Annotated in this window: 19 protein-coding genes; 14 read left to right on the plus strand and 5 right to left on the minus strand. The window is 58.7% G+C overall.

What is annotated here, in order from left to right; genetic code table 11:
- Window positions 1-25: 25 nt before the first annotated feature.
- The 8 genes from SMC3_RS07545 (at window position 26) to eno (ending at window position 9,850) form a co-directional block, all read left to right on the plus strand.
- Complete coding sequence (locus tag SMC3_RS07545) at window positions 26-940, plus strand: ABC transporter ATP-binding protein (RefSeq protein WP_119087214.1); 915 nt, start codon at window positions 26-28, stop codon at window positions 938-940.
- On the plus strand, window positions 937-1,683 hold the full coding sequence (locus SMC3_RS07550; protein ID WP_119087215.1) for an ABC transporter permease: 747 nt from the start codon (window positions 937-939) through the stop codon (window positions 1,681-1,683). Before SMC3_RS07545 ends, SMC3_RS07550 begins: the two co-directional genes overlap by 4 nt.
- A gap of 110 nt (window positions 1,684-1,793) precedes the next feature.
- Window positions 1,794-2,939 (plus strand): RNA-guided endonuclease InsQ/TnpB family protein, encoded by a 1,146-nt coding sequence (locus SMC3_RS07555; protein ID WP_165846672.1) that lies wholly within the window; start codon window positions 1,794-1,796, stop codon window positions 2,937-2,939.
- Between the two features lie 243 nt (window positions 2,940-3,182).
- Window positions 3,183-6,056, plus strand: a complete 2,874-nt coding sequence (locus SMC3_RS07560; protein WP_119089981.1) for a UPF0182 family protein — start codon at window positions 3,183-3,185, stop codon at window positions 6,054-6,056.
- A 119-nt stretch (window positions 6,057-6,175) separates the two neighbouring features.
- The gene (locus SMC3_RS07565) at window positions 6,176-7,087 is read left to right on the plus strand and encodes a DMT family transporter (RefSeq protein ID WP_119087947.1); all 912 of its coding nucleotides are present in this window, start codon (window positions 6,176-6,178) and stop codon (window positions 7,085-7,087) included.
- On the plus strand, window positions 7,084-7,989 hold the full coding sequence (locus SMC3_RS07570) for a DMT family transporter (RefSeq protein ID WP_119087948.1): 906 nt from the start codon (window positions 7,084-7,086) through the stop codon (window positions 7,987-7,989). Before SMC3_RS07565 ends, SMC3_RS07570 begins: the two co-directional genes overlap by 4 nt.
- Window positions 7,990-8,043: 54 nt before the next feature.
- The gene (locus tag SMC3_RS07575) at window positions 8,044-8,481 is read left to right on the plus strand and encodes a chromate resistance protein ChrB domain-containing protein (protein WP_119087949.1); all 438 of its coding nucleotides are present in this window, start codon (window positions 8,044-8,046) and stop codon (window positions 8,479-8,481) included.
- A gap of 82 nt (window positions 8,482-8,563) precedes the next feature.
- Entirely contained in the window at window positions 8,564-9,850 is a 1,287-nt protein-coding gene (eno, locus tag SMC3_RS07580; protein WP_119087950.1) for a phosphopyruvate hydratase, read from the plus strand.
- 200 nt (window positions 9,851-10,050) lie between these two features.
- Here eno and SMC3_RS07585 read toward each other — a convergent pair whose 3' ends face one another.
- A complete protein-coding gene (locus tag SMC3_RS07585; RefSeq protein ID WP_119087951.1) occupies window positions 10,051-10,785 on the minus strand; it encodes a phosphatase PAP2 family protein in 735 nt (244 codons plus the stop codon).
- A 116-nt stretch (window positions 10,786-10,901) separates the two neighbouring features.
- Between SMC3_RS07585 and SMC3_RS07590 the strand changes: the two genes are divergently transcribed.
- The 3 genes from SMC3_RS07590 (at window position 10,902) to SMC3_RS07600 (ending at window position 13,637) form a co-directional block, all read left to right on the plus strand.
- Window positions 10,902-11,621: an L-2-amino-thiazoline-4-carboxylic acid hydrolase gene (locus tag SMC3_RS07590; RefSeq protein WP_165846673.1), complete on the plus strand. Its 720-nt coding sequence runs from the start codon at window positions 10,902-10,904 to the stop codon at window positions 11,619-11,621.
- A gap of 77 nt (window positions 11,622-11,698) precedes the next feature.
- Window positions 11,699-12,739, plus strand: a complete 1,041-nt coding sequence (locus tag SMC3_RS07595) for a threonine synthase (RefSeq protein ID WP_119087953.1) — start codon at window positions 11,699-11,701, stop codon at window positions 12,737-12,739.
- A gap of 16 nt (window positions 12,740-12,755) precedes the next feature.
- Window positions 12,756-13,637 carry a fumarylacetoacetate hydrolase family protein gene (locus SMC3_RS07600; RefSeq protein ID WP_119087954.1) on the plus strand — a complete coding sequence of 294 codons (882 nt, stop codon included), beginning with the start codon at window positions 12,756-12,758 and terminating at the stop codon, window positions 13,635-13,637.
- A gap of 3 nt (window positions 13,638-13,640) precedes the next feature.
- Here SMC3_RS07600 and SMC3_RS07605 read toward each other — a convergent pair whose 3' ends face one another.
- On the minus strand, window positions 13,641-13,937 hold the full coding sequence (locus SMC3_RS07605) for a hypothetical protein (RefSeq protein ID WP_119087955.1): 297 nt from the start codon (window positions 13,935-13,937) through the stop codon (window positions 13,641-13,643).
- Between the two features lie 311 nt (window positions 13,938-14,248).
- On the opposite strand from SMC3_RS07605, the gene SMC3_RS07610 reads away from it, so the two are divergent.
- From SMC3_RS07610 to SMC3_RS07620, 3 genes are read left to right on the plus strand one after another with little or no spacing between them, the layout of a single operon-like run.
- Window positions 14,249-15,304 carry a Coenzyme F420 hydrogenase/dehydrogenase, beta subunit C-terminal domain gene (locus SMC3_RS07610; protein ID WP_165846674.1) on the plus strand — a complete coding sequence of 352 codons (1,056 nt, stop codon included), beginning with the start codon at window positions 14,249-14,251 and terminating at the stop codon, window positions 15,302-15,304.
- Window positions 15,301-17,346: a formate dehydrogenase subunit alpha gene (fdhF, locus tag SMC3_RS07615; protein WP_119087957.1), complete on the plus strand. Its 2,046-nt coding sequence runs from the start codon at window positions 15,301-15,303 to the stop codon at window positions 17,344-17,346. Before SMC3_RS07610 ends, fdhF begins: the two co-directional genes overlap by 4 nt.
- A complete protein-coding gene (locus tag SMC3_RS07620) occupies window positions 17,343-17,597 on the plus strand; it encodes a (2Fe-2S) ferredoxin domain-containing protein (protein WP_119087958.1) in 255 nt (84 codons plus the stop codon). Before fdhF ends, SMC3_RS07620 begins: the two co-directional genes overlap by 4 nt.
- 153 nt (window positions 17,598-17,750) lie before the next feature.
- On the opposite strand, the gene SMC3_RS07625 is transcribed toward SMC3_RS07620, so the two are convergent.
- From SMC3_RS07625 to SMC3_RS07635, 3 genes are all read right to left on the minus strand, one after another.
- Window positions 17,751-18,440 (minus strand): CBS domain-containing protein, encoded by a 690-nt coding sequence (locus tag SMC3_RS07625; protein ID WP_119087959.1) that lies wholly within the window; start codon window positions 18,438-18,440, stop codon window positions 17,751-17,753.
- An 18-nt stretch (window positions 18,441-18,458) separates the two neighbouring features.
- Entirely contained in the window at window positions 18,459-19,166 is a 708-nt protein-coding gene (locus SMC3_RS07630; RefSeq protein WP_165846675.1) for a class I SAM-dependent methyltransferase, read from the minus strand.
- 110 nt (window positions 19,167-19,276) lie between these two features.
- Window positions 19,277-19,870 carry a phosphatase PAP2 family protein gene (locus SMC3_RS07635; RefSeq protein WP_165848318.1) on the minus strand — a complete coding sequence of 198 codons (594 nt, stop codon included), beginning with the start codon at window positions 19,868-19,870 and terminating at the stop codon, window positions 19,277-19,279.
- Window positions 19,871-19,898 lie beyond the last annotated feature (28 nt).

Genomic DNA, 19,898 nt, shown 5'->3' on the forward strand with positions numbered 1-19,898 from the left:
CTTTCGAACATGGAGGCAGGTAAGAATGACTGAATCGGCAGTTTCTATAAAGGGTCTTGTGAAACGGTACGGCTCGTTTACTGCGGTAAACGGGATCGACATTGAAGTCGGCCGTGGTGAGGTGTTCGGGCTTTTGGGACCAAACGGTGCGGGCAAGACTACGACACTGGAATGTCTGGAAGGCATGCGAAAAGCTAATGGCGGTAAACTGCGTGTTGCCGGATGTGACCCGCAGTCGGATCAGCGTGAACTTCGCAGTAAACTGGGTGTCCAGCTTCAATCCTCGTCGCTGCCGGACAGCATCCGGGTAGGTGAAGCGATAGCGCTGATTTGTGCCTGGCATGGTCTATCCGAACGTCTCGACCTGATTCAGAAATTTGAGATAAGCGATTTGCTAAAGAAACAGTACAGGGAACTGTCGGCCGGCCAGAAAAGGCGGCTTCACCTTGTGCTTGCGCTGTTGAACAACCCGGATGTGCTTGTTCTGGATGAGCCGACAGCCGGGCTGGACGTACAGAGCAGGGCACAACTTCATGAAGAGATACGGACCATCAGGTTGCAGGGCATTACCGTGCTGCTTGCCACCCACGACATGGCGGAGGCCGAAGAACTCTGTGACCGCATCGCCATCATGATTCATGGCAAGATTGCCGTGTGTGGAACTCCTGCACAGGTGACGGCGGCCGGCAGCAAAGAGACACGTATCCGTATGCGTACGACCAAAGGTTCCCTGCTGCCCGGCGGCGATATCGGAGGCGCTACGTTTGTGAAAGCCAATGACGGCTATCTCGAATGGAACTGCCGTGATATTGCACCTTCGGTTACTGAACTATTAAAGCGGGTACAGGACGCCGACGATACGGTTGAAGATCTGCGGGTAGAACGGCCGTCTCTTGAAGAACGCTTTCTTGAACTAGTGAAAGGGGTTGAAAACAGATGAAAGCCTTTTTTAAGTACCTATGGATTCAGTTGAAAATGGATCTGCGGGACAAGGGGACTCTGCTGGTTTTTTATCTTGTGCCACTCATATTTTTCTTTGTAATGGGCGCGGTCTTTTCATCGATCAATCCATTGATGAAAACGACGCTTGCAGCCTCAATGACCATTTTCTCCGTAACAATGGGCGCGGTTATGGGTTGCCCTGCGCCAATCGTCAAAATGCGGGAATCGGGAACATTGCGCGCCTTCAAGGTGAATGGCATACCCGACATGGCCGTGCTGTCTGTCCAGGCCATCAGTGCTTTCCTTCACCTGTTTCTGGTCTCTGTGATTATCTATGTGGTGTCACCGCTTGCCTTTCACTCAGCAATACCGAGATCTCCAGCACTCTATTTCGCTGTTCTGGCAGTATTTCTGTTTGCAAGTATCGGAATTGGGTTGCTCATCGGCGTCGTTGCACGCGACCAACCTTTTGCAACCATGCTTTCCATGGTCATATTCCTTCCGTCGTTGCTCTTAAGTGGCATTATGTTCCCTGCAACCATGCTGCCCAAGTCGCTTATGTGGTTGGGACGCATTTTCCCTGCCACACATGCTTTACAGTCCTTTGTGGGGCTTGCCTACCAGACGAAGACCGATATGAATGCAAATCTTTCACTTGGTATCATCGCAGGGATCGGCCTGCTCATGTTTGTGCTTGCTACATGGCGATTCAATAACGTCCGGAGGAGTGAACAACTCTAACAATATTTGTGCAAGAGTTCTCCCACTTCTAAAGTGGCGAGATGAATTGCATACATCTGCAACACTTTCGTTCTGCGGTATAATTAATAGTAGCAAAGGAGGTGAGCATCATGCGTAAAGCGTACAAATTCCGGCTTTACCCGAATACCGAACAGCAGGCAATGTTCGCAAAGGCTTTCGGATGCGCCAGGTTCGTCTACAACCAGATGCTCGCAGACAAGATCGTGCAGTATAAGACTGACAAGACCGTGCTGCACAATACTCCGGCACAGTACAAAGGACGTTTCAAGTGGTTGCGAGAGGTCGACGCATTCGCTCTTTGCAATGCTCAACTCCAATTGCAGACAGCATATACCAACTTCTTTCGACACAAGTCGGTTGGATTCCCCAACTTCAGGAGCAGGAAATCACATCGTGACAGCTACACCACGAATCTCATACATGACAATATTTGCATCGAGAACGGACACCTGAAGTTGCCGAAGACCGGTCTAGTTTGTATCAAACTGCACCGGCAGATACCGGTAGATCACAAGATCAAATCCGTTACCATTTCATGCACTTCGTCCGGCAGATACTATGCCGCTATTCTCACAGAGTACGAGTTCACACCTCCTGTAGTTGCGTTGGATGAATCCAAAGCTCTCGGTCTGGATTACAGCAGTCCCCACTTCTACGTCGATAGCCAAGACACGGAAGCCGATATGCCGCATTTCTACCGGGAAGCCGAAAGTATCTTGAACAGAGAGCAACGCAGACTTTCAAGAATGGTTCGAGGCAGCAACAACTATGCCCGGCAGAAACGAAGGATTGCGGTGATGCTCGAACGCGTGTCGGACTGCCGCAAAGACTGGCTTCACAAGCAGAGCACGGAACTTGCCAATAAGTGGGACTACGTCTGTGTTGAGGACATCAACCTGCGCGGGATGGCCGGATCGCTGAAATTGGGAAAATCAACCAATGACAACGGCTTCGGTATGTTCCGCCTGTTCCTTGACTACAAATTGGCAGAGAGAGGGAAACGACTGGTTACTATCAACAAGTGGTTTCCGTCAAGCAAGACGTGCCATGTTTGTGGAGCAGTTAATCATGCGTTGACGCTCAAGGATCGCGAATGGGATTGCGCTTGCGGCGCACATCTTCTCCGAGATCTGAATGCGGCAATCAACATCAAGAACGCTGGTTTGTCTTTAGTCAACACGAACCGTGGGGTACACGGGGATAGCTCGTTGATACTGAGCAGATCTTGCTCTTGAGCGAGAAGCCCCCACTTCTAAAAGTGGTGGGAGCAAGTCACGCAAAGCTGTTTGCCAAGCCGTCAGCGTTGTCTCGGCCGGTGAACGGCTTAGACTGTCATAAGGAGTCTTCCATGCTCTCGACGGCGTGGGGTGATGCGGGTGTTCTCCCTATTGTTGCAGGAACCTGATCGACTCCAGCTGCGTGCACATTGATTTGCTCCAGAGTAATCGCTCTGCTTTGAAACAGGAGGTTGACATATCATGACTGGACAGACGGCAATGATATCGGCGTTCGGCGTACTGCTGCTGGTGGCTGTCGCTATCTTCATCTGGGTGCGCAGGAGCAAGTTCGGGGGCTGGGCCCTGGGGCTCAGCGTAGCGCTCCTGCTCGTCGCAGTCGCGGGACTGCTGTTCTCGGCGCTGGCAGGTATCTACACCGATTTCCTGTTCTTCACCGAGGTCGGCTACCGGCAGGTCTTCTGGACAAGGACACTGGCGCGAATCGCCGCCTATGTGGCGGGGGCCGTCGTGGCCTATGCCATAGTGTGGGCAGTTACAGGACTTCCGCGCGGCCTGTTCGCTGGGATGAACGCGGACGACGCTCGCCACACGTCCCAGGTCCTCAAATGGACGCGTATCGTTATCGCCTTTGTCGCGGCGAATTTCGTCGGGCTGGGCGCAAGCGGTCTCAGTCTGCAGCTGCTGGCGGCTGTACGCCAGGTGGCCTCGACGATGTACACTGACCCCATCTTCGGACACAGCATCAGCTTCTACTTCTTCACCTATCCGGTCGTGCGAGGGCTCCTGGGCATTCTTGCGGGTATCGTCGTGGGTGGAATGGCAGTGATCGGCGCAAGTTTCCTCATGGCGAGTTCCGTGCCGGGCGACGCCGCACTGCGCCGTGGGCTGCGCAACCGCCTGAGCTTCTTCGCAGGCATCCTGCTGCTGATCGCGGCTGTGGGAGTCTGGATCTCGATGTATGGACTCCTGTTCCAGAGCAACGGCGTCGTGTTCGGTGTGAGCAACACAGATCAGGTCGTCCGCATTCCGCTCATCAAGGTGACGGCTGTGGGGGTCCTGTTATGTGGCATCGTATTCCTGCTGGCTTCGTTCAAGCCACGATTGGCCAACCCGAAATTCCTCGGCTGGGTGGGCGCCGTCACGCTCATCGCGTATATTCTGCTTGTGTCCGGTATTCCAGCGCTCTATCAGCGCTTTGTCGTCAAACCCAACGAACTCGCGCGCGAGACGCCCTATCTGGCCAACAACATCGCGGCGACCAACACTGCTTTCGACCTGTCGGCCGTCAACGTGATCCCCGATCCCGGCACGCAGACGACCTTGACTACAAGCGCCGTCATCGCCAACAAGGACGTGCTTCAGAACGTGCGGCTGTGGGACTGGCGTGCACTGGCCGATACTAACGAACAGCTGCAGTCCATCCGCAGCTACTACAAGTTCAATGACATCGACATCGACCGCTACACATTGAACGGGACGTCGCAGGAGGTCATGATCGCTGCGCGTGAACTGGACCAGTCACTGTTGCCAGATGCGTCGCGCAGTTTCGTCAACGATCGCCTGGTCTACACCCATGGGTTCGGTGTGGTCGTGAATGGTGTCAGCGACTTCTCGTCCGAAGGCGCACCCGTGTACGCAGTGAAGGACATTCCCCCCGTCAGCAGCGGTGGTTTTGCCAATATTTCCGAGCCACGCATTTACTATGGTGAAAGCACGAGCGGGTTTGCCATCGTCAAGGGCAACTCGTCGGAATTCGACTATCCGCAGGGCGATGCCAACAAACAGTACCAGTACACGGGCAACGGCGGCATCCGTCTGTCGCTGCTCAACCGGCTTGCCTTCTCCTTCGTCAACCAGGACGTCAACATCCTGATATCGGGACAGATCAGCAGCGAATCACGCATCATGGTCTACCGCAATCTCCAGGAACGCATCAAGCACATCGCGCCATTCCTCGAGGTGGACAGTGATCCCTACATCGTCGCGGACCCCGAGGGCAAGCTCTTCTGGTTTGGCCAGGGATATACGACGTCGCAGTACTTTCCCTATAGCGAGTACTACAATTCCAGTACAGAATTGAACGGCAAGGCTGTCAACTACATTCGCAACAGTTTCATGTACACCGTGAACGCATTCGATGGAACGACGACCTTCTACCTCATTGACAAAGCCGATCCCATTGCGGCTACCATCGACCGCGTCTACCCGGGGTTGTTCAAGTCGCTCGATGACGCTCCCTCGTTCGTCAAGGACCACTATCGGTATCCATCCGGGCTGGGTGCCCTGCAGAGCAATGTATTCTCGAAGTACCACATGACGGACCCCCGCGTGTTCTATGGACAGGAAGACCAGTGGGCGGTGGCAAAGGAACGCTACCTGGGAACGGATACCGCTATCGAGCCCTACTACATCTTTTTCAGACTGCCGGGGTCGACGAAGCCTGTGTTCTCGCTGGTCACGCCATTTACACCGGTCGGTAAGGACAACCTTGTGGCGCTCATGGCAATCAGTTCTGACGTCAGCAGTCCCAACCGTGTGTCTGTCATCAAGTTCAGCAAGGATCGTGTCGTCTATGGTCCGTTCCAGGTCGAGGCCCGCATCGACCAGGATACGGAGATCTCCCAGACGTTGACGCTCTGGAACCAGCAGGGTTCGCAAGTCTTGCGGGGCAACATGCTCATCCTTCCGGTCGACGGCTCACTGCTGTATATCGAGCCCATCTACCTGCAGTCGAGCAGTTCCAAGATGCCGCAGATCAAGAAGATCGTCGCGGCCACCAAAGACAAGCTGGTGTGGGGGGATAATCTGGATCAGGCTCTGAGCAGTTTGCTGGGAACTCCGGTGGACATTGGCGGGGTAGGACCTGCGACCACCGAACCTGGGCCGGTTGTAACACCTGGTCCGGTCGTACCACCAGGGACGGGGACGACGGGTGGGAATGTCACGCCCGAGACGGTGACTGCTGAACAGAAGGCGCTCATCGCAGAAGCAGTCGCCACGATGACCCGGTACAAGCAGTACACGGCGACAGGCGACTTCGCGAATGCCGGACTGGAACTCAAGGCGCTCGAGGATGTCCTGGCAAAACTGGACGCCCTGAAGACGACACCATAGCAATAATTTCCGAGCGTTCATCTGGGCCACGGCGCACGCCGTGGCCCGTTTTTGCATATACTGGACGAAAGGCGCCGGCTCTCCTCTGAAATCGCGGTGTCTTTGGTGGAGACCTGGACATGATGCGACAACCTGACGTACGGCGTGGAATTCCACTGGCATTGTGCGCCGGTACGCTGCTGGGAGCAGGAGCTCCTCTTTCAAAGCTGCTGGTCTCCCGGATGGACCCCGTAGCCCTTGCAGGAGCGTTGTTTACCGGTCCGACGCTTATCGCCGCACTGGCGCTGCTGCTGGGATTCGGCAACCGAAGGCGGTATGTGCCCGTCACGCACCGGGATGTTCCACGTCTCACTGTCGCAGTGCTGACCGGGACGATCGCGGCACCTGTCCTCCTCATGTATGGGATCCGTATTTCCAGCGGATTTGCTGCTTCGCTCATGCTGAACATGGAGGCGGTCGCAACGGCGCTTATCGCACTGGCATTTTTCGGCGAGCGTGTGTCTCCATCGATCTGGCTTGCTGTTCTGTGCATGACGGTCATGGGGATCCTGGTCACCGGCACGGGAGGTGCAGGATCAGCGCCTGTTGCCGGAGCAATGCTCATTCTCGGCTCCTGCGTCGCATGGGGGATCGAAACAAATGTCGTGACGACGCTGTCGTCACGTGATCCGTTGTTGATCACGCTCTTCGAGTGCCTGCCTGCAGCATTGATACTCACGCTGGTGGCCGCTGTCCGCATGGGTGGCCTGCTCCCGGTGCGCGATCTCCTGCTGGGAATACTGTTGGGATCCGTGTCCAACGGAGCAGGCCTGCTGCTCTACTTCGTGTCCCTGCGGACCATGGGCGCAGCACGGACAGCCGCTTTCGCAGGCATCGGGCCGCTGGCTGGTGCCCTGCTGTCGCTCGTGCTGTTTAAAACGCCTGTCACCTGGGTTGTCGTTGCTGCGCTCGTGCTGACGGCGGCAGCCATTGTTGTCGTCGGACGTGACGACGAGCGGCGTTCACTGGCGTGGGAGACAGCGGAGCGATGAACGTCCGCCGAGGCATCCCGCTTGCGCTGGGAGCAGGAGTCCTGTTCGGACTCAGTGCCCCGTTGTCGAAACTCATCGTCGCCGGCATGGATCCGATTGCACTCGCGGGTGTCCTCTATCTCGGTGCATTTGCGGCCGTGTCTGTCGGCCGTCTGCTCGGGGTGACACGTGGACTGCACAGCGAACCACTCCGACGCCTGGACGTGCCGTATGTGCTCACGATGATCATCGTCGGCGGGATCATGGCTCCGGTGCTCCTGATGTTCGGCGTGCGCGCGGCGTCGGGGTTCACGGCGTCGCTGCTCCTGAACCTCGAGGGCGTTACTACAGCGCTTATCGCGTGGATGTTCTTCAAGGAGCGTGTTTCGCCGCTGGTCTGGGAGGCGGTCGTGCTGATGACGATGACTGGTGTCCTGCTCACCGGGGTCACCACGGGAGGGAGGTCCAGTATGATCGGACCGCTGCTGATCGTGGGTGCTGCCATTGGATGGGGCGTTGACAACAACGTGTCCGCGCGGCTATCCCGCTGCGATCCGCTTATTTTGGTCAGTATCAAGGGACTGGCGGCGGGGCTCTTCTCTTTGGGACTCTCGTGGGCGATCAGAGGCAGTCTGCCTGCACTGGGCAGCCTCCTGGCCGGTCTCGGCGTTGGCTGCATCTCGTATGGGGTCTCTCTGGTGCTGTTCATCCTTTCACTCAAGGTCATGGGCGCAGCCCGCACGGGAGCTTTCTTTGCCGTTGGTCCTCTGGCCGGAGCCCTGTTGTCGCTGGTCATCTTCCGCAGTCCGTTCACGTGGTCGATGGCGGTGGCACTCGTCCTGACAGCAGTGTCGATTGCGCTGGTGGCAAGCGAGGGCTTGCGCACCGATGGAAGACAAGGAACCGACCAGTTGACCGATTGACCGTTCCGGGCAAACTGTACTATCTGAAGGAAGTTCGTCATCGGGGAGGCTCATATGAAGTGGGTAACGCGCGCGCACGTGCATGTGGACAGGGTCGCGTGTCCATGGCTGATCAGCCGGTTCGTCGACAATAACGCGGAGTTCGTGTTTGTGGCGCCCGACATCGTGGATCAGTTTGCCAAGAACGAGGTTGCGATACCGTTCGACATTGAAGGCGCCGAGTTGGGTCATCAAGACGGTCACTGTAGCTTTGTCTCCATCATGGAGAAGTATCATCTCACAGAAAAGGCATTGTTGCAGCTTGCCGACGTCGTCAACGCCGCGGACACGGATCAGCTGGACACGAACCCGTACGCCAGGGGGCTCGAAGCGCTAGCGCAGGGATTCTCGCTGATGTATCCGGACGACACCGACAACCTGGAGGTTCAATTCGCCGTCTATGATGCCTTGTACGCGTTCTTCCGGCTCAAGGTCGCCCGCGAGAACACGTAAACTCACACATCACTCACACTGGAAACACTGATTGGCTGAACAATACTGTGGTGTCCACAATCCTGTACGAGGAGGAACAACAATGACAACAGCTATCAAGAGTGTCCATGCACGAGAGATCCTTGATTCACGCGGCAACCCGACGGTCGAAGTGGAAGTCACCCTCGCATCCGGCATCATGGCACGAGCGGGCGTTCCATCTGGAGCGTCGACAGGGATTCACGAAGCACTGGAACTGCGTGACGGCGACAAGGCCCGCTATGGCGGGAAGGGCGTCCTGAAGGCCGTAGAGCATGTGAACAAAGAGATCGCGTCTGCTGTCATCGGCAAAGATGCGACTGATCAGGCTGGTATCGACCATGCAATGATCGAGCTGGACGGTACGCCCCACAAGACAAAACTGGGCGCCAACGCCATCCTGGGCGTCAGCCTGGCAACCGCACGGGTTGCAGCGCTGGCCTGTGACCTTCCATTGTATCGGTACATCGGCGGCGTGACGGCGACAGTGCTGCCCGTCCCCATGTTCAACATCATGAACGGCGGCGTCCACGCCAACTGGCAGGGAACCGACTTGCAGGAATTCATGATTGCCCCGGTGGGCGCACCCACGTTCCGGGAAGCTGTACGCTGGGCGAGCGAAACGTATCATACGCTCCAGGGCGTTCTCAAGGCTGCCGGCTACACCACCGGCGTCGGTGACGAGGGTGGATTTGCTCCGGCGCTCAAGCGCAACGCCGAAGCCATTGAGCTGATCATCCAGGCCATCGAGAAAGCTGGGTACAAGCCGGGCGAGCAGATCGCCATTGCTCTCGACCCAGCCTCCAGCGGTTTCTATGAAGACGGTTTGTACAACCTGCGTACCGAGGGCCGCAAAGCGACCTCCGCTGAAATGGTCACCATGTATGCCGACTGGGTGGAGAAGTATCCCCTCGTCGTCCTCGAGGACGGCCTGGCCGAAGACGACTGGGACGGCTGGAAGCTGTTGAACCAGACCATCGGGCAGAAGATCGAGCTCGTTGGCGACGACCTGTTTGTCACGAATGTCGAACGCATTCAGCGCGGCATCGACGAGAATGCGGCCAACGCCGTCCTCATCAAGCTGAACCAGATCGGCACATTGACCGAGACCATTGCGGCTATTACGATGGCGCGCAAGGCCGGATGGGGCGCGATGGTGTCTCACCGCAGCGGCGAGACGGTCGACAGCTTCATTGCCGACCTCACCGTCGGTATGGGCACCGGTCACCTGAAGACGGGCGCACCCTGCCGTGGCGAACGTGTCGAGAAGTACAACCAGCTCATGCGCATCGAGGAGGAACTGGGTAACCAGGCTTCCTACGCCGGACACACTGCATTCGTACGGCCCTAAGTAGCGAGTAAGAATAATTGAACGGCGCGGCATGACTCCTGTCGACAAGATGAATCAGGAGCGCGTGCCGCGCCGTGGCATTACCGGTGCCATTCGCAGCCTGTCGTCTCGGTCGCCGCATTTGGCGCCGCCTGGTTGTGGAACAGGGGACCGGGAGTGAACTTCTTCACCGCTGCGGCCTTCGGGGCGGCCGGCACAATCTACTTCGCGGTCTTCGGGCGTGACCTCAAGTCTGCTGCCTGACGTTTCATGCCTCTCCGCCGACGGACAAAGCCGGGTATACCCAGAACAAGAATGGACCACCACAGCCCGACACCCCATCCTGCGAGGACGTCCGACAGGTAGTGCGCGCCGAGGTACAGGCGACTGAACCCGATCAGCAGCGGGAAGAGAAATGCCAGGGCAAGCCAGAGTTTCCTGAGGCGCGATGAGCGCGTGGCGCGGAACAGCAGGTAGAAGCCCAGCGCGTAAAGGGCGACTGAGATGTTCGCGTGGCCTGAAGGGAAGCTGCCATCCAACTCTGTCACGACAGAGAGAATTGCCGGTGGACGCGGGCGTCCGAAACCAGCCTTGCCAAAGTAGACGACCAGTTCTGATCCGGCGCATACCAGTGCAATCGTCAGGGCTGTCCGTCGTCTGCGGTTCCACAGGAAGATGACTGCGGCAACCACCACTAGAGTTGCCACTTCCCAGTTGCCCACAAACGAGACTGCATCGAAGAAACCTATGCCGAACGGCGTACGGTGCGCGGCCAACCAGTGCACGAGCCAGCCGTCTACGCGGACGATGCTCTCATTGTCGAGTATCTCCTCCGCGAGACCCGAAGCAAGGAAGGCGACATAGATCAGCGCTGTACCGACAAGCACCGCAAACGGCCATGGGTTCTCCAGCCACTGATGGGCACGGTTCGCGATGAACGAAGCCTGTTTTCTCATGCAGACATGATAGCAGAATAGACGCGAAAATATGCAAGCCCGGGCTTGCCTGAAGGGGTTGTCCCGATACACTTCAGACGCAGGAGTCCATTTTCGGAGGACTCCGGGAGGTACGAGTGCACGACGCGAAGACCAGAGAAGCCTTTACTGCCGAACACCATGCGCTGCTGTTCGCGTGGATCGCCCGGGAGGCGATCGTGCATATTGGCGAGGAGGAGGCCGCGCCTGTCATACGCGCGGCCGTTCGACTGTATGGCGAACAGTGCGGCCATCGCATGGCGTTGCGGGCACAGCAGGATGGACAGCCTCTCTCAATGGCGAGCTATCTCTCATATCGCGAATGGGAGGTTCCTGTGGGCGAGATGCAGCAGACAGGCCTGCCCTGGCGAGGAGACCTCCGAACTCAGGTGCGTCGCTGCTGCTGGGCCACGACGTGGCAGCAGGAAGGACTCACTGACTACGGCAAGTACTACTGCCAGGAGATCGACAAGGCTGTTGTGCGTGGGTTCAACGCCGACCTGATCATCGATGTGAAGGGGACGAGGACGAATGGAAGCCGGTTGTGCCAGTTCGTCTATCAGGGTGCGTTCGAGGGCATCCTGGTCCACGAAGAGGCACAGCGTGCTCAGGAGACGCGCATTCTCCCATGGAGTTACCACACGGCACACCTCTATTCCACCATGAGTGCAGTACTGCAGCGGGAGCTGGGTTCTGCCGGTTTTGCAGCCTCGCAGGCGGCGCTGGAGACCTTTGCCGTACGATTCGGCACCGCCATGGTAGATGTCCTCGCCGGGGATGCCGGTACCGATTTCGACGTGCTGCCGGAGGGACGGTGAGTCATTCCCTGTGCTGCGTCCGGTGCGGCCGGGACTACGATGATGATGGGAGACGCCTGCGCTGCGAGTGTGGAGGCATGCTGGACCTGTGGTTCGAGCCGTCCTTCCGACCCGGGATGACGGCTGGCCGACCGTACGACCAGTGGCGCTACCGCGAGGCACTGCCTGTCGGTGATGACGTTGTGACGATGGGAGAGGGCTGGACGCCCCTCCTTCCGGTGACGTTCGAGGGCCGGCAGCTTCTCGTCAAGCAGGAGCAGTTGTTCCCCACCGGTTCCTACAAGGACCGGGGCGCGGCAGTGCTCATGACCCATCTGCGCGAGCTCGGCGTGAAGCGTGTCGTCGAAGACTCCTCAGGGAACGCAGGGTGTGCGGTGGCTGCTTATGCTGCTCGCGCGGGTATTGCCTGCGACATCTATGTCCCTATGGACACGTCCCCGGCCAAGACGGCGCAGATCGAGGCATATGGGGCGACGCTGCACCGTGTCCCCGGAACGCGTGAAGACACGGCGCGCGCGGCGCTCGAGGTGGCTGTGACGTGTGTGTACGCCAGCCATGTGTACAGCCCGTGGTTTCTGCAGGGGACCAAGACGTTTGCGTATGAGGTCGCCGAACAGCTCGGCTGGACGGTCCCCGATATCCTGGTCCTGCCCGCAGGCAACGGCACCTTGCTGCTGGGAGCGTATCTGGGGTTCACGGAGCTGGCACGGGCGGGAATCGTGAGTCATATGCCGCGCATCATCGCTGTACAGGCTGCGGCATGCGCGCCTCTTGCCGGCGCGTTCGCAGAGGGCCTGGATGAACCCGTCGAGATCCATGCGAGTCATACGGCTGCCGAGGGCATCGCCATTGCGACCCCCGCGCGTGGTTCGCAGGTGCTGGCCGCAGTGCGTGCCACCGATGGATCGTTCGTGGCAGTTTCCGAACACGAGATCGTCGCAAGTCTTCGGGATTGCTGTCGAGACGGCTGGTTCATCGAGCCGACGTCCGCAGCGGTTATCGCGGGCGCACGCAGGTATGCCCGCACCGCAGCGTCGGGCGAGACGATCGTCACAGCGTTTACTGGACATGGGTTGAAGGCGGCGGCCAAGATCGCCGAACTAGTGGAGTCTCTTTGACAGGAGGAGGTGAGTCATGCATCTAGCAACATTCTCGTACCTTGGTCGTGAGGAAGTGGGACTCGTTGTGCAGGACCATACCAGGATCCTGCCGCTCAGTCAACTGCTGGGTGTCGATGCTCCCGCGACGATGATCGAGATCATCGAACAGTGGAGGGATCTGGGTCCCCAATTGCAGGCGGTATCGGTCTCACCGGACACGGGCTTGCCCGTGGCAGATGTCGGGCTCGTCGCTCCCATCCCGCATCCACGACGCAACATCATCTGCCTGGGCAAGAACTACCGAGATCACGTGGAGGAAGCTGCGGTCCTTGGCGGTCTCACATCAGGCATTCCAACTGCTCCTGTCTACTTCTCCAAGATGATCGACCATGTGCGCGGCTCAACCGAGTCCGTTCCCGTCCACGCGGATGTCACGAGTATGCTGGACTACGAGGCCGAGCTTGCCGTCATCATCGGAAGGGCTGGCCACGACATCGACCCAGCGAGTGTGCCCGAGTATATCTTCGGCTACTCCGTCCTTAACGACATCTCGGCACGGGACCTGCAGAAGAGCCACGATCAGTGGTTCAAGGGGAAAAGTCTGGACGGTGCGTGCGCAATGGGCCCCGTCATTATCACCGCAGACGAGATCGCGTATCCGCCGGCTCTGGACATCGAGTGCAGTGTCAATGGTGAGTTGCGGCAGAAGGCAGCTACGTCGGACCTCATCTTTGACATCACGGAGATTGTCAGTGATTTCAGCAAAGGTCTGACCCTGATGCCGGGCGATATCATCAGCACAGGGACGCCGGCGGGTGTCGGCATGGGCTTCCGTCCGTTTAGATGGCTCAAAAGCGGTGATGTCGTCGAATGCCGGATCGAGGGTATCGGTGTCCTCAGGAACACGATCGAATAAGCGTCAGGCGACTTTGAGGGCTCGGAACAGAATCCAGGAACTCAGGATAACCAGTGCGGCTATGGAAAGGGCGAGTGTTGCCCGGTACTCCTTGCGTTCTTCTTCAATCATTTGGCCGTGGTCGCGCAGCAGCATGGTCGCGGCCACTGAACCGGCGATCACCAGGAGCAACACCGACACGATATTGCTGGGAACATAGAGATTGCGCCCGCCGGATGCCATGGCCCATCCGTCCCAGACGTAGTTGCCCAGTCCCAGCAAGCCTCCTGCGAAGGCCATGATCGTCATAAGTCTTCTCATCCAACACTCTCCTCGTTGCCGGCTGATTACTCCAACATACAGGTTATTATATCCGGATTGCGCCAACAAACGGGTCGGCGCCTTCGCGGGAACATGAAAAGGGGGCAAGGACACCAGGAGGGCACCTGGTCTCCTTGCCCACAATAATTGGACTGCGTACCGTCCGCATTTGTTCACAGCGATGGTCACGTCATGGTCTCTCGTTGTCGGGACACCGCAGTTATGATAGAATTCACATGGTGCGAGGTGTCTGTGGCCCGTCGCGTGGCAGCCGGCGTGGAATATGGTGTGATGGAACCGAGGTGGCAACAATGACAACAATTGGTGATCATCTGTACGCGCGCAGTACCCATGAGGAACTGCTGACTCGTGCCACGAACGGGGCGTTCGTGACGACAGCCATGTGGTATCTGCTGTCGACAAAGCGGGTGGACGCGGTGCTGGGTGTAGAGCATGATCGGGAACGCAACTTGACGCATACCCGGTTCATCGATGACCCTCGGGAAATATCTGAGCTTGCGGGTACGGTTGTCACCGCGCCCCTCAACATCGTCCAGACATTGCGCAAGTACGCCGGCAGTGGGCGCGTGGCCCTGCCGGTCATGCCCTGCGAGGAGAAGCTGCTGGACGTCCTCATTCACAAAGATGAACTGCCCGTGCAGCTGTTCCGCATCGGACTCGTATGCGGCGGCCTCTTCAGCGCGAACGACCTCGGCAAGGAGGTGAAGCGTCTCGGAAAGTCGCTGCTGGACGTCGAGCGCGTCATCCATGGTGAGGGGGGATACTCCGTCTCATTCCGGGGCGAGGAGCAGGTCCACGAGTTTCCGGAGCGGAAGACCGTGCGTCCGGCCTGCGAGCGCTGTGTGACGCCCGAGCCCGTCACCTCGCATTTTTCCTGCGGGTACTGGGGGACTGGAAGTGACCGGGGCAGGACGTACGTGACGGTGAACACGGCGGAGGCGGCCGAGCTTGTCGACGCAATGGTGCGCGACCGGGCCCTGGTGGTCGAGCCGGTTCCCGACGATGCCCGCGCCATGCGCAAGCACCTGCTGGACCTCAAGACGGACGCGTCATGGCGATATCGGCGCCGGCAGTTCGAGACCGACCTGGTGGAGACGGGTGAGCAGATCAACGCGTGTCCGCTCTGTGGCGAGTGCATGAAGGCCTGTCCTCTCCGGACCGATGAATATGTCCAGCACCTGCTGGAGGGGGTGAAATCTCCAGCCGAATGGCTGGCCGCATTTGTCCTCGACCTGTACGATGAATGCGCCGAGTGTGGCCTGTGCAGTGAGCACTGTCCCATCACGTTGCCGTATGACCTGGTCATCGAGCATCAGCGTGAACTGAGGAAGACCCTGCCTCGATGAGTACAAACGTTGTCCAGACCATCTGCCCGTTCTGCGGGGTTGGATGTGGCATGTACCTGGTCATCGACCATGGGCGTATCGCCGGTGCCGAAGGCTGGCCTGAGCACCCGGTGAACCGTGGCATGCTCTGCCCGAAAGGCCGGTTCAGCTATGCTCTCGTCAACAGGCCAGACCGCTTGAAGTATCCCATGCGGCGCGATGGGGATACGTGGAAACAGATATCGTGGGACGACGCCCTTGGTATGATGCGCGAGCACCTCGGCCCGCTGCGTGAACGGGACCCCGACAGCATTTACGTGTTTGCATCGGCACGGTGCACCAACGAGGAGTCGTATCTGGCGCAGAAATTTGCACGAGTGGTCATCGGGACCAACAACGTCGACAATTGTACACGCATGTGCCATGCACCCTCAGGATATGCGCTGACGCGGGTCTTCGGCGGAGGCGCCTCGACAAACAGCATGGACGATCTCGAGGAGGCAGGTTGTGTCCTCGTCTGGGGCTATAACCCATTTGAGACGCACCCGATGCTGTTCCAGCACGTCATTGCCGCCCGGAAGGCGGGGGCGAAGCTGATCGTGGTTGATCCGCGCATCACACAGACAGCCAAGGTCGCAAACTTGCACCTGCAGCCCATACCCGGCACCGACATCGCGCTTCTCGCCGGCATGATCAACTATGTCATCCAGACGGGCCTGCTGGACCGCAAGTTCATTGAGCGCCGTACTGAAGGGTTTGAAGAGCTGGCGAAGTCGGTGGAGCTCTATACACTCGAGCTGACGTCGTCGCTGACGGGTGTCCCCGCCGCGCTCATCCGGGAGGCTGCTCTCGCGTATGGGACGTCGCCCGCCAGCTCCATCCTGTTTGGCATGGGCCTGACCCAGCATGTAGGGAGTACAGCGACGATCGCCGCGCTGTGCCAGCTGGCCGTCGTGACCGGTAACATCGGGCGTCCCGGTACGGGTGTGAACCCCGCGCGTGGCCAGAACAACGTCCAGGGCACCGTCGACATGGGGGCCGTTCCAGACGGACTGCCCGGTGGGTCCATGTCTGACACGTCCGTTCGCACGATCGTTGAACAGGAATGGCACGCACCGCTGCCCCAGCGGCCCGGGCTGTTCGCGACGCAGGTATGGGAGGCGGCACAGGCGGGGACCGTGAAGGCAGCCTACATCATCGGCGAGAACCCGGTGCTGTCAGAGGCGGACGGCGCTGCTGTCGTCCGCGGGCTGGAGGCCATGGACTTTGTGGTCGTGCAGGACATCTTCATGACGGAGACTGCCCGGTATGCCGATCTCGTCCTGCCGGCGTCGCTGTGGGCCGAGAAGGACGGTACCTTCACCAATACAGAGCGGCGGGTTCAGCGCGTCCGCAAGGTGGTGGAGAGCCCCGAGGCTGCAAACCGAGACTGGCGCATCCTTATTGACATAGCAGACGCACTTGGAGCGGACTGGTATTACCGCAAGCCCGAGGACATCTTCGAGGAGATCCGCCGGGTTGTCCCCGCGTACGCCGGCATCACGTATCCCCTGCTCAACACGCCCGGCTTCGGCCTGCAGTGGCCGGTCGGGGAGGGAGGAGATGAGACCGAGATCTTGTATGCGGAACGATTTGCGACCCCGTCCGGAAAGGCCCGTCTGTCGGCGCTGGAGACAGTTGACCTGACCAGCAGATTGACGGCGGAATTTCCGTTCACCCTCATCACTGGGCGCCTCATGGCGCAGTACAACACCGGCACCATGTCCCGGCGCATCGACCAGCTGAACCGCATCGCTCCGGCCGGCTACGTCGAGCTCAACCGCGACGATGCGTCCCAGATCGGCGCAGTATCAGGCGATGTGGTGAGGGTAACCTCGAGGCAGGGTACGCTGATTGCGCCAGCACGAATCGGCACCGGCGTGCCGAGGGGGTTCGTGTTTATCCCCAACCACTACGAGGATACGGCACTGAACGTTCTTGTGCCCAACGATACTGACCCGGTCGCACACACGCCGGCCTACAAGGGCGTGCCGGTACGCATCGAAAAGGAGGAACAGTTGTGAAGTCACTGTACATCTGCATGGGAAGCGCTTGTCATCTGAAGTCTGCACAGTCGATCGTCGACGTGTTCCGCAGGAAAATCCAAGAGCACCAGTTGGAGGATATCGTCGAGCTGAAGGGCTCCTTCTGCCTTGGGATGTGTGCCGAGGCGGTCCCGGTCAAGGTCGATGACACGATCGTCCACGGGATCACCGTCGAAAATGCTTCCGAGATGTTTGACAGGGAGGTCATGCCTCTTATCCGGGGAGCATAAGATGGACCCTGCCAACGACACATGGGCCGTGAACGAGTTCCTGCAAACGCTTAGTTAGAAGGTCGCCTGCGGCGGCACGACCACAACCATTGTTTCCCGCGAGACAGGGCGCACGGCCGAAGTCGAGAGGAATACTGCGCCCTGACTACCTGCCTATGCGCCAACCGGCGATGAGGAGCTGGTCGAGCGAGATCCCTGGATTTCGCGCAGGTCGATCACCGTCTCCTCGGACTTGAGGAGACGGCGCATTGTGTCCTGGTTTACATCTGCCACCTTGAGGATGATCCGGAGACGATGTGGCGATGTTGCAGGGAACGACGACACGGTCGTGACACCCCCGCCCGCTTCCACGATACGGTTGAACAGCGACGCGAGAGCACCCTTGCGGTTGTCTATCTCAAGAGATGCGCGGACTCCTGGTGCACGTGAACCGAGCATCTCGATGAACAACCTGAAGATGTCCGTCTCGGTGATGATCCCCACAAGCGTACGCGACTCTGGAGGGCTCACGACGGGCAATGCGCCGATCTTGTGGTCAGCCATGGTCGCAGCAGCCAACTCGACGGGACAGTCAGGACCGACCGTGACCAGGTCCTGCTGCATGATCTGACGCACAGGCAGGGCAGCGGCCTGGGCGCTGGCCTCCACCCAGCTGATGGGTCGGTCCGCAGAGGGCAGCGCATACAGCAGGTCCTTCTCGGAGACGATGCCGATCAGCAGATTGTCTTCGATGACAGGAAGACGGTGAATGTTGTGCGTGCGCATAGTTTTGAGAGCGTCGGACAACCGTGATTCGGGCTCGACTGTCACAAGGTCGTGTGTCATGTAGTCACGGACAAGCATCAGTTTCTCCCCGAGACCCTAGCGCTTACGCGCGGTGGCGACCAGGAATGCACCGGTCAGCGGCCTGAACATGCGACCGAAGAACTCCTGCCGCGAGGCGGTGCTGTCCTGAAACTCGTCCACGTCAGGAAACGTATAGATGCAGCTTTCCATCGTCAGGGCGCCAAAGGTACCCGTCCGGTGGAACAGCAAGCGCAGGTCGGACGACGAGAAAAAATGGGCTGTCCCGTAGATGGACTCCTCGCGTTTGGCGTGTTCGCGGCGAGCGTCGGCCCATGGAGAATCGTTGTTGAGGACGCCGATGACCAGCTTGCCACCTGGTCGTAGTACCCGGGCCATTTCCATGAGAACCGGCAGCGGGTCCGCGGCAAACTCGAGCGCGGTAATCGACACGACCATATCGAAGGTCCTGTTTTCGTAGGGGAGTTTGGCCATGTCGGCTTGGTCATACCAGATGTACTGACCGCGGTCTTTGGCCTTGCGGCGTGCTATCTCGATCATCTTCGAGGAGATATCGACGGCAGTAACGTCGGCGCCACTTTCGGACAACCGGATACTGTACAGTCCGGTGCCACATCCGACGTCCAGGACGGTCTTGCCTCGCACGACACCCACATGCTTGAAGACCAGTGCGTTTTCGAGCTCATCCTCGTAGGCACCCAAGGGTGTCATGTACCAGTTGTCATAAGTGTCGGCCTTGCTGTCGAACAATGCGTCATCTGCCATGTGGCACCTCCTGGAGAAAATCCTCTCCATTCATTCTCTGCGAGACAGGCAGGAATGCAAGACAGAGGAATGCAGGTGGTACTATTATAGATCGTCTGACCAGCGGAGACTCAGTGTTCCGTCTTCAGGTTGAAGATGTGATAGGCCAGAAGGTACAGCGCAATGGCGAGCAGGCTGCCGACGGTGTCCGCGATAACATGCTGCTTGAGGACCTGAGTCGCCACGACCGTGACCACGGCAAAAATCGTCATCAGCCAGGCGACGGGACGGTAGCGCCTCTTGACCCACCAGAAGCTTGCGGCAAGAGCAGACAGGCCACAGTGCAGCGATGGGAAGCAGTTGTAAGGGTTGTCGTGGAGATAAACGGCTAGCAGTGCGTCGACGTACCTGCTGCTACCGGCGACCAGGTTGGTCGGGCGGGGTACGTACGTCTGAAATACGATGTAGACGCCGTTGCTGATAGCCTGGATGGCGATGAAGGCGACGCCGAATGCCGTGAAGATCTTCGGATGGAAGACGAAGAAGAACAGGAGACAGAAGTAGAGGACGGGTTCCAGCCAGTTGTACGGGACGATGAATTGGGGGATGACCGGGACCCACCGATCGAAGGCCGTTTGCAAGACGTGCACGTTCGCGGTCGTATGGTTGGTCATGGTGTACCAGGTCGAGGACCAGTAGACACCGCCGGCGAGAACGATGTTCATCAGGTATCTCCACCAGTTCTCTTTCATG

Origin of the sequence: Candidatus Cryosericum hinesii (assembly GCF_003570985.1) — a bacterium.
Lineage (GTDB): Bacteria > Caldisericota > Caldisericia > Cryosericales > Cryosericaceae > Cryosericum > Cryosericum hinesii.